The organism is Qipengyuania aurantiaca (assembly GCF_019711375.1).
GTDB classification, from domain to species: Bacteria; Pseudomonadota; Alphaproteobacteria; order Sphingomonadales; family Sphingomonadaceae; genus Qipengyuania; species Qipengyuania aurantiaca.
The window spans coordinates 441,614-454,396 of record NZ_CP081295.1 but is presented as its reverse complement, the minus strand read 5'-3'; the positions used below and the strand labels follow the sequence as shown (position 1 = coordinate 454,396).

Genomic DNA, 12,783 nt, shown 5'->3' with positions numbered 1-12,783 from the left:
TCCCAGATGGGATAGTGAAACCGCTCGCTGATGCGGGCGACACGGCTAGCCGTAGACGCAAAGGAACGGCTTGCGCTTCAACCGGTTGAGGCAGACATGACCGCTCCGATCCCTCGCTCCGCTTTCCAGCGCCTCGCCATTATCCTTGCCGTCATCGTCCAGATTGGCGCGACTTTCCTGCCGCAACTGGGTTTCGGAGACCCGATTGGCGACCGCTCGGACAGCGTGCGCACGCTGATCACGCCCGCGGGCTGGGCCTTTGCGATCTGGGGGCCGCTGTTCTTCGGCAGCGCGCTCTACGCTGTATGGCAGGCGCTTCCCGGGCAGCGCGAAAATACCCTGCTGGCGCAGATCGGCTGGCCATCGGTGCTGGCGCTGTCGATGCAGGGCGTGTGGGCAGTCTATACGCAGTTCGCAAATCTGACGGTGATTTCTGCGCTGATCATCGTGACTTCGCTCGCCGCGCTGCTGGTCATCCTGCGCCGACTGGTGGCGTTCGAGAGGCCCTTCACCCTTGCCGAGCGCACCATCGTCGCAATCACTTTCAGCGCGCTCGCCGCCTGGCTCACCGCAGCGAGCATCGTCAACATCAGCGCAAGTCTTGTTTATCACGGGGTGGGCGGAGCAGGACAATTCCCCATGATCACCGCGATCATCGTCGCCGTCGGCGGCGTCATCGCAGCCGTGGCCGTTGCCCGTAGTCGCGGCAATCCGTGGTACGCGCTGGTCTTCGCCTGGGCCCTTTTCGCAATCTACAAGCGCGGCGGGCAGGAAAGCGGCGCGATTGCTCTCGCCACGCTGGTCGCCGGAGTGCTGGTGCTGGGTGCCGTGGTGGTGTGCCTCAAAAGCAAGGCCAACCGCCATCACTGGTTCGGCTGAACTGCCCCGTGCTGGGGAACGCGAGGAGAGCCCTCGATTTCCAGCCCCTCGAACGGCCGGCAGGTTTCGTCCATTTCCTCGGAATGCAAATGCACCTTGAGCATGGGATTGGCCTCGCTCCAGTCGGTGCGAGGATCATCGCGCACGACGCAGAGCGCGCGCCAGACCAACGGAAATTCCTGGATCTGCTCGGTGCCGGGGAGGCCTTCGATCAGCACCTCGTGGCCGGAGTAGGTACCCTTGGCGAAACCGACGAACTGCGTCTCGCTGCCACGGATGTGAATTTGTCCGTCGTCCTCGACGCGGGCGAACATGTCGAGCGAGACTGAAAACGCCAGCCAAGCGGAAATGGCCAGAACCAGGACCAAGGCAGTCATGGTGGCGATGACGGTCCATTTTGCGACCGGGTTATCGAGCCCTTCGGAATCGTCGATGCTCATCCCTGTGACCTTTCCTTTCGTTTCGAAGCGGACAACGCCCCAAAACGGAATCAGCCCCTGCCGATGCTCGTATATTCGAAGCCGGCCGCGCGGAGGTCTTCCGGACGGTAGATGTTGCGCAGGTCGACAAGGACCGGTGCCTTGGCGAGGTCCTTCACGCGAGTGAGGTCGAGCGCGCGGAAGGCGTCCCATTCGGTCACGATGGCGATCGCGTCAGCCCCTTCGATGGCGGTGTAGGGATCGTCCACCATGGTGACCTCGGGCATCAGCGGCTTGGCCAGTTCCATGCCTTCGGGATCGTAGGCCGCGACTTCGACGCCGGCATCGGTCAGCGTCTGCGACACGGCAATGGCGGGGCTGTCGCGCATGTCGTCGGTGTTGGGCTTGAAGGTCAGGCCGAGCAGCGCGACCTTCTTGCCGCGCGCCTTGTCCGCGCCGCCCAGCGCGTCGAGGACCTTGCGGCCCATGGCGCGCTTGCGGCTGTCGTTGACCTTGACCACCGCCTCGACGATCCGCGTCGGGCTGTCGTAATCCTCGGCCGTCTTGAGCAGCGCCAGCGTGTCCTTGGGAAAGCACGATCCGCCATAGCCGGGCCCGGCGTGGAGGAACTTCGATCCGATGCGGTTGTCCATGCCGATACCGCGGCTGACATCCTGCACGTTTGCGCCGACCTTTTCGCACAGGTCCGCCATCTCGTTGATGAAGGTGATCTTCGTCGCGAGGAAGGCGTTGGCGGCGTATTTGATTAGCTCGCTGGTGCGGCGGCCAGTGAAGAGGATCGGGGATTCGTTGAGGAACAGCGGGCGGTAGACCGCGCTCATGACCTCGCGGCCGAAATCGTCCTCGGCGCCGATCACGATGCGGTCGGGGCGTTTGAAGTCGCCGATGGCCGCGCCCTCGCGCAGGAATTCGGGGTTCGACACGACCGAGAACTTGTGGCTCGTCCCGCTGTCCTTGAGGATGCGCTCGACCTCGTCGCCAGTGCCGACCGGAACGGTCGACTTGGTGACGACGACCGCGTCATTCGCAAGGTTTGCACCGATTTCCTCGGCCACGGCGTAGACGAAGGAGAGGTCGGCATGGCCGTCGCCGCGGCGGCTCGGCGTGCCCACGGCGATGAAGATGGCGTCGGCGCCCTTGATGCCCTCGGCAAGGCTGGTGGTGAAGGTGAGGCGCCCGGCAGCAACATTCGATCCGACGAGCTCGGCAAGCCCCGGTTCGTAGATCGGCATGATGCCATCGTGCAGACGATCGATCTTCGACTGGTCCTTGTCGATGCAGACCACGTCGTGGCCGAAATCGGCGAAACACGCGCCGGACACCAGGCCGACATAGCCCGAACCCACCATTGCGATCTTCATTTACGCATCTCTCTTTTCTATTTTCACGGCACCATCGTCGCTGGCGATGGCCTGTATCGTGCGGCGGTGGTTGTCTTCAAGCACCAGCGCGGTCAGGCGCCCGGTTCGAAAGGCCCCGGTATCGATACCGATACGGTGCTCCCGATGTTCCATATCCTCGAAGATCGTGTGGCCGTGGACGACGACGTGGCTGAGCGGTTCCTCGTGGCGCAGGAAGCGGTCGCGGATCCAGCGCAGGTCGGACTGCTTCTGCTGGTCCATCGGCAGCTTGGGATTGATCCCGGCATGGGCGAAGACGTAATCGCCCGCCACGATGATGTCCTCGAAACTTTCGAGGAAGGCGCGGTGTTTCGCAGGTACGGCCTTGGTCATCGCCTCCTGCAACTCGCCCATCTTCATCTTGGCGTAGGCCTTGCGGTCGATGCCGTAGCTAAGCACCGTTTCCTTGCCGCCGTGCTTCAGGAAATGGCGCAGGACGTCGCGGTCTTCGAAGCTCTGAAGAAACATTTCCTCGTGATTGCCGGCAAGATAGCGAACCTTTCGCTCCTTGCCCCAGCTTCGCGCCAGCTTGACCACGCCGTGGCTGTCCGGCCCGCGGTCGACGAGGTCGCCGAGGAACACGATCGTCGTGTCGGCGGTGCCAAGCGCGGCGTCGTCTTCCTCGATCGCGTGCTTGAGCGCTTCGAGCAGGTCGCAACGTCCGTGAATGTCGCCGATGACATACCACCGCTCGCCATCGGGGACGCGCGCCGTGCGGCCCTGCGAAAAGGCTCCTGAGAACATGCGGCGGATTGAATCGAACATCTGGCGTCAGCTATCCCGAGGGGTGGCGAGCGCTTAGGCGTTCCGGCCCGAAGCGGCAAGTCGGACCGGGATATGGGGCTGTGTTCGCAGTTGCACAATAGCCACGCTTTATGCTGCGCTAGCGAATGATTGGCGACGCTATCTTGCGCGGGCGACGCGAATCGGGCACTTTCCTTTCGATTTCGACCGAGGAGCCCCTTTCAAAATACGGGACCCGGCGAAAACGCAGGTGGGACGAAGCACCAATACGAACCAACAGGAGTTCGAGAATGCTCACGTCCTTTCGCGGCAAGCTTGCCGTTTCGCTCGCTGCTCTCGCCAGCGGCCTTGCCGCACCGTCTATGGCCCAAGCCCAGGACGACGACAGCGGCGTCACCGTTTCCGCCAACGCGGCACTGACCACCGATTACCGCTTCCGCGGCGTATCGCTTTCGGGCGGCGACCCGGCCATCCAGGGCGGCGTCGATGTCGCGCATGACAGCGGCTTCTATGTCGGCACCTGGGCGTCCTCCATCGATGGCGGCGATGCCTATGGCGAGATGGAACTGGACATCTACGGCGGCTGGTCCGGCACTGTGGCCGAAGGCGTCACGGTCGATGTGGGCCTGCTTTATTATCTCTACCCGACCGAGGAACTCGGCCTCGATACCGATTACTGGGAGCCTTACGCTTCGGTCGGTTTCAACCTCGGCCCGGCAGAAGCCACCGTGGGCGCGGCCTATGCGTGGGAACAGGATTCGCTCGGCGGCGAAGACAATCTCTATGTCTACACCGATCTTGGCGTCGGCATTCCCTCGACCCCGGTCTCGCTCTCGGCGCACCTCGGCTACACCGATGGCGTGCTCGCGCCGCCGCTGTTGGCGGGCGAAGGCGACGACAGCGGCCTCGACTGGTCGCTGGGCGCCAGCGTGACGTCGGGCATCCTCGAAATCGGCGTCGCCTATGTCGGCGTCGAAGGCCCCTCGATCGACGGTTTCACCGACGACGCCATCGTCGGGACGATCACCGCCAGTTTCTAGAGAATTCACTGGCGCTGTACCAAGGGGCGTGCCGCAAGGTGCGCCCCTTTTCCTTTAGCCGCACGCTCCCTACCTGCGTGCCCATGACTCATTATCTGCACACCATGATCCGCGTCGCCGATCCCGACGCGGCCATCGCCTTTTTCAAGCTCATCGGCCTTGAGGAAATCCGCCGCAAGGAAAGCGAGAAGGGGCGCTTCACGCTCATCTTCCTCGCCGCTCCGGGGCAGGAGGATGTCGCCGAACTCGAACTGACCTACAACTGGCCGCCCCAAGACGGCAGCGCGCCGGAGACCTATGACGGGGGCCGCAACTTTGGCCACCTCGCCTATCGCGTCGACGATATCTACGCGACCTGCCAGCGGCTGATGGACGCCGGGCACACGATCAACCGCCCGCCGCGTGACGGGCACATGGCCTTCGTGCGATCGCCCGACGGGATTTCGGTCGAATTGCTGCAGGACGGCTATCTCGACCCGCAGGAACCTTGGGCGAGCATGGAAAACACCGGCAGCTGGTAAGCGGATCGCCGAGGCGACGGCGCGCTCAGTCCACGTAGGGCGAGCGCGCGTCGTCCGGATGCGCCGTCGTCAGCCGTAGGATCGTGTAACCGACCACGGCGGAAATCAGCGAACCCATCAGGATGCCGATCTTGGCCTCCTCTACCAGCAGCGCGTTGCCGGCAAAGGCGAGGCCGCTGATGAACAGCGACATGGTGAAGCCGATCCCGCACAGGATCGATACACCCCAGATTTCGGGCCAGCTGGCGTTGTCGGGACGCGGGGCGAAACCGAACTTGTCGGCCGCCCAGATGGCCGAGAAGATGCCGATCTGCTTGCCCACGAAGAGGCCCGCCGCAATCGCCAGGGGCAGGGGCGCGAGCACGCCTGCAAGCCCCAGATCGCCAAGATGAACGCCCGCATTGGCAAAGCCGAAGACCGGCACGATGAGATAGGCGCTCCACGGGGCGAGGTTATGCTCCATGATCTCGACCATCGTGTGATCGTCTTTCCCGACCATGGGGATGGTCAGCGCGGCCACCACGCCTGCGATGGTGGCGTGAACGCCCGAATTCAGTACGAAGAACCACAGGACGATGGCGGCAAGGATGAAGAGCCAGTAGGCCTTCACCTTCATCCGGTTCATGGCGAACATCGCGCCCGTCACCAGCAGCGCGCCGACCAGCCACGAGAGCTTGATCTTGGCGGTGTAGAAGAGCGCGATGACCAGCACGGCGCCGATATCGTCGACGATGGCGACGGTCAGCAGGAAGAGGCGCAGCGAGGCCGGCACGCGGTTGCCCAGCAAGCCCAGCACGCCCATCGCAAAGGCGATATCGGTCGCGGCAGGAATGGCCCAGCCGCGCGTAAGTTCGCCTGCACCTTCGGCGTTGACGAAGAACAGGTAGACCAAGGCTGGTACGGCCATGCCGGCGGCGGCAGCCAGAACCGGCATGCGGCGTTGCTGCGCGGTCGAGAGCTGCCCCTCGATCCATTCACGCTTCACTTCCAGGCCGACGACGAAGAAGAAAATCGCCATCAAGCCATCGTTGATCCACAGGTGCAGCGTGTTGAGCTTGAACACCGAGGCATCGAACAGGAGCCCGTGGAAGAGGTGGTGGTAGTCCTCGGCAAAGGGCGAATTGGCTGCAAGCATGGCCGCGACGGCCACGAGGATCAGCAGGATGCCCGCCGAAGCGTCGCTGACGAACAGCGCGCGGACGGGGGCAAAGACGAGGCGGAAGGCAGAAGGACGTTCGGTCATTACGGTTGCGCTCTCTTTCGCAAAGCCAAGCGCGTTGCAAGTCTCGAATCGCCGCGATAGGGAGGTTGTAAGGGGAAAACGGGTTGCAAACGCTATTGACGGGTGTCGCCGGGGGGCTGGCGGCTTTTCATCACGAATTGCTGCTGTTCGCGGCGGTGTTCTTTGCGATCGGCCTGGTCGACGAACTGGCCGTGGACATCCTCTATGGCTGGCATCGGCTGACCGGCCGGCTCAGCACACCGCGGCTGCCGGCGAGCGCGCTGGACGAACACCGCCTGTCCGGCATCTGCGCCGTGTTTATCCCGGCGTGGCAGGAAACGGAGGTCATCGGGCCCACACTCGATCATGCGCTCGATGTCTGGCCGGATCGCGATTTGCGGATTTATGTCGGCTGCTATCGCAACGATGCGGCGACCATAGCCTCCGTCATGACATCGGCTCGCGGGGACCCTCGTGTGCGGGTCGTGATCGTGGGTGAGGACGGGCCGACCTGCAAGTCGCATTGCCTCAACCGCCTCTATGCCGCGCTATGCGAAGACGAGGCGCGCAGCGGCGTACCAGCGCATATGGTCGTGCTCCACGATGCCGAGGACATGGTCGATCCCGCCGCTTTGGCCCTCCTCGATTACAGCGCGGCCAATTACGATTTCGTGCAACTGCCGGTGATGGCTCTGCCGCCATCCGATTCGCGCTGGATCGCGAGCCATTATTCGGACGAATTCGCCGAGAGCCATGCCAAGGCCATGACCGTGCGCAACGTGCTGGGCTGCGCCATTCCGGGCGCGGGCGTCGGCTGCGCAATCGCGCGTCCCATGCTTGGCCAGTTGGCTGCGCAATCCGGAGACGGACCCTTCGCACAAGGCGCGCTGACCGAGGATTATGAGCTTGGCCTGAGGATCGCGGCGCTGGGCGGCCGCAGCCGATTCCTGAGGGTGAGGACCGACGACGGCCGCCTTGTCGCTACCCGCGCCTATTTCCCCTCCACCATCGAGAGCGCGGTTCGCCAGAAGACGCGCTGGACGCATGGCATCGCGCTTCAGGGCTGGGCCCGCCTCGGCTGGGGCGGATCGCTGGCGCAGCACTGGATGACCCTGCGCGACCGGCGCGGCCCGCTCGCCGCGCTGCTACTGGGGCTCGGCTACGGGCTGGTCGGGCTGGCGATGGTGACGCATTTCCTGGCGGATATGGGTGTGGTCGCCCCTGCTGTCCTCTCGCCGGGGCTGAAAGCCTTGCTCCTGGTCACCTTTGCCGGACTGGTTTGGCGGATTGCGATGCGCGGCCTTTTCACTGCGCGCGAATACGGTTTGCGGCAGGGGCTGCTCGCCATGCCTCGCGTGCTGGTCAGCAATATCATCGCGATCATGAGCGGCCGGCGGGCCATGCTCGCCTATTGGCGAAGCCTGAAGGGCGCGCCGGTCCTGTGGGACAAGACCGAACACTCGCGCCACCCGGTCCTTTCGCTGCGCAAGGAGAAGTCCGCATGACGAACCGTGCATACCAGCGTCGTGGGCGCCCTCTGGTCTTTCTGGCCAGCGTATGTCTGGGATGGGTGGCGCTGCGTGTTTCCCTGCTGGCGGTATGGCCTGATGAGCCTGCGGCCCCGATGGCAGACCCTGCGCCTGCGGAGGCCCAACAGGTGTCAAGTGGGCAAACCATCGCTCGAGCAGATGCAAGTCCAGTCACTCCGGTCGGGGAAGATGACAGCGAGAGCCGCGCAACACCCGCGCTTGATGAAGCGGAAGCCAAGGGTCCGGTCGCTCAAGGGGTCATCGGTCTCGACGCAGCGCCGCCGGCGCATCTGCAGGACGGTCTCGAAACGCCGACAATGGCAGTGGCGCATAGCTCCTTGTGGATCGCAGCCTCCGGTACTTTCGATGCTCCGCCGATCGCCACCGAAGCCGCCTCTGCGGGGGCCTACGGTGGCCAGAGCGACACGGAAGCCGACCAGTAGCGATTTTGCGCGCGTGCCAGCTTTCAAGTAACCCCTATCCGATATAGGGGCGGGACATGGACGTTTACCTGCCCATAGCCAATCTGTCGGTGAACGGCCTGTGGATCGTCGCGCTGGGTGCGCTGACGGGCGTCCTGTCCGGCCTGTTCGGCGTCGGGGGCGGGTTCCTGACCACGCCGCTGCTTATCTTCTACGGCATTCCCCCGACTGTAGCGGCCGCCTCCGCGTCCACGCAGGTCACCGGCGCCAGCGTTTCGGGCGTGCTCGCGCATTCTAAGCGCAAGGGGGTCGATTATCGCATGGGCACCGTGATGGTCGGCGGCGGGATCGTGGGGGCAGGCATCGGCGCTCTGTTGTTCCGGTTTTTCCGCTCGATCGGCCAGATCGACGTCGTCATAAGCTCGCTTTACGTCGTGCTGCTCGGTTCGATCGGCATCCTCATGGCGAAGGAATCGCTGCAATTGCTGCGCGGATCGGCGGGCAAGCAGGCAGCGCGGCGGCGGCATCACCCGCTGGTGGCGAACCTGCCGTGGCGCTGGCGTTTCTACGGCTCGGGTCTCTACATCTCGCCGCTGGCGCCGGCCATCGTGGGCGTCGGTGTGGGCATCCTCACCATGCTCATGGGCGTGGGCGGCGGCTTTATCCTTGTGCCCGCCATGCTCTACATCCTTGGGATGAGCGCCAATGTCGTCGTGGGGACCAGTCTCTACAACATCCTCTTCGTCACCATCGCCACCACGATCATGCACTCGCTCACCACCCGCGCAGTCGACATCGTCCTGGTGGCGCTACTGCTGATCGGATCGGTCACCGGCGCGCAGCTCGGGTCGCAACTGGCGGTCAAGGCCAAGCCCGAAGTGCTGCGGCTGGTGCTCGCGACCATCGTGCTCGCCATAGCTTTCCGCATGCTGCTCGGCCTCTTCTACCAGCCCGACGAAATCTACACGGTGTATCCGCTGTGAGGTGGGCACTGCTCCTCCTCGCGGCGTTTGCGCTGATGGGCCAGCGCGATCCGGTGCTGGTGCCCGAGGTGTCGCAGCACGAGGTGCAGGTGCGCCAAGGCTTCACCGGAACCGAGCTGCTGCTCTTCGGCGCGGTGCTCGATCCTGCGGGGCGGGCGGGGCAGGGCTATGACATCGTCGTCGTGCTGAAGGGTCCTGCGGAACCCATCCGCCTGCGCGAGAAGGAGCGTTTCGCCGGCGTCTGGGTCAACGCGCAGAGCAACGATTTCCGCTCGGTGCCGAGCTTCTTCGCCGTCGCCTCCTCGCGGCCCGTGTCCGACATCGTCGACGACAAGACCGCCGCGATCTACGAATTCGGCACGCGCAATATCCAGCTCTCGCCGAGCGGCAGTATCGACCCGGCCCAGCAGCAGCGCTTCGCCCGGGGCCTCGTCGACCTGAAACAGCGCCAGGGCCTCTACAAGGAGGATATGCGCGGTGTGCAGATCACCCAGAACGTGCTCTACCAGGCGCGGATCGAGCTCCCCTCCAACGTGACGACCGGCACCTACACCGCCGAAACCTTTGCCGTGACGCAAGGGCGCGTGATCGCATCGGCGGTGGCCGAGGTCGAGGTGCGCAAGGTCGGGATGGAGCGGCAGGTCGAATATTATTCGCAGAATTTCGGCCTCGGCTACGGGCTGATCGCCGTGCTGCTCTCGGTCGTGATGGGCTGGGGGGCAGGGCGCCTCTTCGCACGGCTCTAGGCCCGCTTCTTCGAAGTATCGTTGACCCGATCTTAACCCTTCTTCGTCCATGAGACTTCGCGACCAAGTGTGCGATTTGCGAAGGGCCAGGGCTTTACGATGAATGATTTCGGCAACGGTAATTTCGGCAGTTACGATCCGTCTCGCCAGATGGAGGCCGAGCAGCCCGAGCGCCGCAGCAATTCCCTGCGCGATCGCATCCGTCGTTCGGCAGAGAGCGAGCAGACCCAGACTGGCGTCGTCTCGCGGTCGGGCTATGTGCATCAGCCGCAGCCCGAAACGCCGCAGCCCGAAGCGCCGCAGCCGCAGCCGCAGGCAGAAGCGCAGCCCGGGTTCCAGCCTCAGCCCCAGCCTGCGTCCACCCAGCCGCAAGCACAGCCTGCCGCGACGCAAGCCGTCGCTCCGGCTGCCAAGCCCGCCGCTGCTGCACCGCAGCTTGGCGAAGCGCCGCCGCGTCCGTCCGATCTCGCGCCCAAGCCGGCTCCCGAGCCGGAGCCTGAGCCGGAAGAAGAAGTGCCGATCAGCGACAACGCGCTCCAGCCCATCGGCGTGGTGCTCGAAATCGCCGGTTCCGGTTCGATGATCGCCATCGATACCCAGCGCCTGACCGAATGCGCCGATGACACCGACCCCTCCATCGCCATGGCCGGCCAGGTGGGTTCGCAGATCAAGATCCGCGTCGGCAACAGCTGGCTGCTTGCCAGCGTGCGCAACCAGAAGCAGGACCGCAAGGCTGGCAGCATCCTCGCCAACATCGACTTCTTGGGCGAGGGGATCGAGGAAAAGCTCACCGGCAAGCTGCACGGCTTCCGCCGCGGTGTGACGCGCTATCCGGTGCCCGGCGCGATGGTCTATCCGGCCTCCACGCCGGACCTCAAACAGGTTTACGCCTCGGACGGCCGCAGCGCGGTCACTATCGGCAAGGTCTATCCCACCAAGGACATTCGCGCCGGCGTCTATGTCGACGCCATGCTCGGCAAGCATTTCGCCCTGCTGGGATCGACCGGTACGGGTAAATCGACCAGCGCCGCGCTGATCCTCCACCGCATCTGCGAGGCCGCGCCCGAAGGTCATATCGTCATGATCGACCCGCATGGCGAATATTCGGCGGCCTTCCGCCAGACGGGCGTCATCCTCGACGTGTCGAACCTCCAGATGCCCTACTGGATCATGAACTTCGAGGAGCATTGCGAAGTCATCCTGACCAGCAACGGCAACGAACGTCAGATCGATGCCGACATCCTCGCCAAGTGCCTGCTGAAGGCGCGCAGCAAGAGCAAGCTGGCTCAGACCATGGGCAAGATCACCGTCGATTCGCCGATCCCCTACCTCCTCTCGGATCTCTCCAACGAGATCCAGGACCAGATGGGCAAGCTCGACAAGGCGACCAATTCGGCGCCCTATATGCGCATCAAGAACAAGCTGGACGAGCTCAAGAGCGATCCGCGCTACCAGTTCATGTTCTCGGGCATGCTGGTGGCCGACACCATGGCCGATTTCATCTCGAAGATTTTCCGCATGCCGTCGAACGGCAAGCCGATCTCGATCATCGACGTCTCGGGCGTGCCTTCGGACATCACAGCGACCGTAGTCGCCGTGCTCAGCCGCCTCGTGTTCGACTTCGCGATCTGGGGCCGCGACGAGAAGACCACGCCGATCCTGCTGGTTTGCGAGGAAGCCCACCGCTACGTCCCGAACGAGAAGAACGCCGACGGCAACTCGGTCGGCACCATCCTCGGCCGTATCGCCAAGGAAGGCCGTAAATACGGAATCTCGCTGGGCCTCATCACGCAGCGTCCCTCGGACCTTGCCGAAGGCGTGCTATCGCAGTGCGGTACGATCATCTCGATGCGTCTCAACAACGATCGCGACCAGGAATTCGTCCGCGCGGCCATGCCCGAAGGCGCGCGCGGCTTCCTCGACGCGATCCCGGCGCTGCGCAACCGCGAGTGCATCATCTGCGGCGAAGGTGTCGCCATCCCGATCCGCGTGAGCTTCGACAACCTCGAGGAAATCAAGCGCCCGGCTTCGGAAGACCCGAGCTTCGTCGAATTGTGGAACAACCCCGGCGGCGAGGAGGACATCGTCCTGCGCACCGTGCAGCGCTGGCGTTCGCAGGGTTAAGTCCCGCGCGTATCGCCGAACAGGTGGATATGCAGGCGGTCGCTCATGCGGAAACCGTGCTTTAGGCATAGGTCCGCGAGCCATTTCTCACGTTCCCGCAACGTCTCGCTGTCGGTTCCCTCGGGCATCAGGAAGACATGGCCCGGCTTGAAGCGATAGCGATCGTGCAGCGTCAGCACCTCGTCCACGTCCGAAGGCTCGGCGATCACGAACTTGAAAAAGGCGCGCGGGTCGGTGGCGTAGGCGTCAAGGCGTTCGGGCAGCAGGGCGAGGTCGGCGGGGTTGCCGCTGTGCGCCAGCTTCGGGCTGACGTTGAACTGGTCGATCCGGATATCGAGCCGGGGCGGGGCCTTGGTGGTCCCGTTGGTTTCGATCTCCACCGAGATACCGGGAAGCAAATCGAGCAGCTTTGCCAGCGCCGGGGCCTGAAGCAGCGGCTCGCCGCCGGTGATGACGAGCCGGTCCTGTCCTAGCTGCGTGATGCGCGCGGCAACCTCGTCCTCGTCGAGCGTGACCTGGTTGGCCTTGCGCTCGAAGGTCACACCGTCGTGGTGAGGGCGGTTGTCGCCCTCGAAATGCCAGGTGTAGGCGGTGTCGCACCAGACGCAGGCGAGGTTGCAGCGCGACAGCCGCATGAAGGCGACCGGGCGCCCCACGCTCGGCCCTTCGCCCTGGACCGAAGCGAAGATCTCCGGCCCGCCGCTGTCATCCGTGGCGAGGACTAGTGGCATGA

General features: G+C 64.2%; 13 protein-coding genes. 8 read left to right on the top strand and 5 right to left on the bottom strand.

Translation table 11 applies throughout. The annotated features are described in order from the left end of the window. Positions 1-96: 96 nt before the first annotated feature. On the top strand, positions 97-879 hold the full coding sequence (locus K3148_RS02205) for a hypothetical protein (RefSeq protein WP_221425713.1): 783 nt from the start codon (positions 97-99) through the stop codon (positions 877-879). Here the strand turns inward: K3148_RS02205 and K3148_RS02200 are convergent. Genes K3148_RS02200 through K3148_RS02190 form a run of 3 tightly spaced genes read right to left on the bottom strand, consistent with a single transcriptional unit; the run spans position 864 to position 3,484 of the window. Next, entirely contained in the window at positions 864-1,319 is a 456-nt protein-coding gene (locus K3148_RS02200; protein ID WP_221425712.1) for a hypothetical protein, read from the bottom strand. The two genes, K3148_RS02205 and K3148_RS02200, sit on opposite strands and share 16 nt — an antisense overlap. Before the next feature lie 50 nt (positions 1,320-1,369). Next, positions 1,370-2,680, bottom strand: a complete 1,311-nt coding sequence (locus tag K3148_RS02195) for a UDP-glucose dehydrogenase family protein (RefSeq protein ID WP_221425711.1) — start codon at positions 2,678-2,680, stop codon at positions 1,370-1,372. Continuing rightward, positions 2,681-3,484 carry a metallophosphoesterase family protein gene (locus tag K3148_RS02190; protein ID WP_221425710.1) on the bottom strand — a complete coding sequence of 268 codons (804 nt, stop codon included), beginning with the start codon at positions 3,482-3,484 and terminating at the stop codon, positions 2,681-2,683. 269 nt (positions 3,485-3,753) lie between these two features. Between K3148_RS02190 and K3148_RS02185 the strand changes: the two genes are divergently transcribed. Together K3148_RS02185 and K3148_RS02180 are read left to right on the top strand one after the other, a co-directional pair. Then, entirely contained in the window at positions 3,754-4,503 is a 750-nt protein-coding gene (locus K3148_RS02185) for a TorF family putative porin (protein ID WP_221425709.1), read from the top strand. 83 nt (positions 4,504-4,586) lie between these two features. Further along, a complete protein-coding gene (locus tag K3148_RS02180; protein WP_221425708.1) occupies positions 4,587-5,024 on the top strand; it encodes a VOC family protein in 438 nt (145 codons plus the stop codon). Between the two features lie 25 nt (positions 5,025-5,049). On the opposite strand, the gene nhaA is transcribed toward K3148_RS02180, so the two are convergent. Beyond that, a complete protein-coding gene (gene nhaA, locus K3148_RS02175) occupies positions 5,050-6,267 on the bottom strand; it encodes a Na+/H+ antiporter NhaA (RefSeq protein WP_221425707.1) in 1,218 nt (405 codons plus the stop codon). 83 nt (positions 6,268-6,350) lie between these two features. Here nhaA and K3148_RS02170 point away from each other — a divergent pair, with 83 nt between their 5' ends. From K3148_RS02170 to K3148_RS02150, 5 genes are all read left to right on the top strand, one after another. Further along, positions 6,351-7,751: a glycosyl transferase family protein gene (locus K3148_RS02170; protein WP_221425706.1), complete on the top strand. Its 1,401-nt coding sequence runs from the start codon at positions 6,351-6,353 to the stop codon at positions 7,749-7,751. After that, the gene (locus tag K3148_RS02165; RefSeq protein WP_221425705.1) at positions 7,748-8,218 is read left to right on the top strand and encodes a hypothetical protein; all 471 of its coding nucleotides are present in this window, start codon (positions 7,748-7,750) and stop codon (positions 8,216-8,218) included. Before K3148_RS02170 ends, K3148_RS02165 begins: the two co-directional genes overlap by 4 nt. A 56-nt stretch (positions 8,219-8,274) precedes the next feature. After that, positions 8,275-9,180 carry a sulfite exporter TauE/SafE family protein gene (locus K3148_RS02160; protein ID WP_221425704.1) on the top strand — a complete coding sequence of 302 codons (906 nt, stop codon included), beginning with the start codon at positions 8,275-8,277 and terminating at the stop codon, positions 9,178-9,180. A 35-nt stretch (positions 9,181-9,215) separates the two neighbouring features. Next, complete coding sequence (locus tag K3148_RS02155) at positions 9,216-9,926, top strand: TIGR02186 family protein (RefSeq protein ID WP_221426591.1); 711 nt, start codon at positions 9,216-9,218, stop codon at positions 9,924-9,926. 99 nt (positions 9,927-10,025) lie between these two features. Next, entirely contained in the window at positions 10,026-12,050 is a 2,025-nt protein-coding gene (locus tag K3148_RS02150; RefSeq protein ID WP_221425703.1) for an ATP-binding protein, read from the top strand. On the opposite strand, the gene K3148_RS02145 is transcribed toward K3148_RS02150, so the two are convergent. Then, positions 12,047-12,781 (bottom strand): 7-carboxy-7-deazaguanine synthase QueE, encoded by a 735-nt coding sequence (locus K3148_RS02145; protein ID WP_221425702.1) that lies wholly within the window; start codon positions 12,779-12,781, stop codon positions 12,047-12,049. The genes K3148_RS02150 and K3148_RS02145 overlap by 4 nt on opposite strands. Positions 12,782-12,783 lie beyond the last annotated feature (2 nt).

Coding starts and splice junctions, on each gene's coding strand:
- K3148_RS02205 (WP_221425713.1), top strand. CDS start 97: ATGACCGCTCCGATCCCTCGCTCCGCTTTCCAGCGCCTCGCCATTATC.
- K3148_RS02200 (WP_221425712.1), bottom strand. CDS start 1,319: ATGAGCATCGACGATTCCGAAGGGCTCGATAACCCGGTCGCAAAATGG.
- K3148_RS02195 (WP_221425711.1), bottom strand. CDS start 2,680: ATGAAGATCGCAATGGTGGGTTCGGGCTATGTCGGCCTGGTGTCCGGC.
- K3148_RS02190 (WP_221425710.1), bottom strand. CDS start 3,484: ATGTTCGATTCAATCCGCCGCATGTTCTCAGGAGCCTTTTCGCAGGGC.
- K3148_RS02185 (WP_221425709.1), top strand. CDS start 3,754: ATGCTCACGTCCTTTCGCGGCAAGCTTGCCGTTTCGCTCGCTGCTCTC.
- K3148_RS02180 (WP_221425708.1), top strand. CDS start 4,587: ATGACTCATTATCTGCACACCATGATCCGCGTCGCCGATCCCGACGCG.
- nhaA (WP_221425707.1), bottom strand. CDS start 6,267: ATGACCGAACGTCCTTCTGCCTTCCGCCTCGTCTTTGCCCCCGTCCGC.
- K3148_RS02165 (WP_221425705.1), top strand. CDS start 7,748: ATGACGAACCGTGCATACCAGCGTCGTGGGCGCCCTCTGGTCTTTCTG.
- K3148_RS02160 (WP_221425704.1), top strand. CDS start 8,275: ATGGACGTTTACCTGCCCATAGCCAATCTGTCGGTGAACGGCCTGTGG.
- K3148_RS02155 (WP_221426591.1), top strand. CDS start 9,216: ATGGGCCAGCGCGATCCGGTGCTGGTGCCCGAGGTGTCGCAGCACGAG.
- K3148_RS02150 (WP_221425703.1), top strand. CDS start 10,026: ATGAATGATTTCGGCAACGGTAATTTCGGCAGTTACGATCCGTCTCGC.
- K3148_RS02145 (WP_221425702.1), bottom strand. CDS start 12,781: ATGCCACTAGTCCTCGCCACGGATGACAGCGGCGGGCCGGAGATCTTC.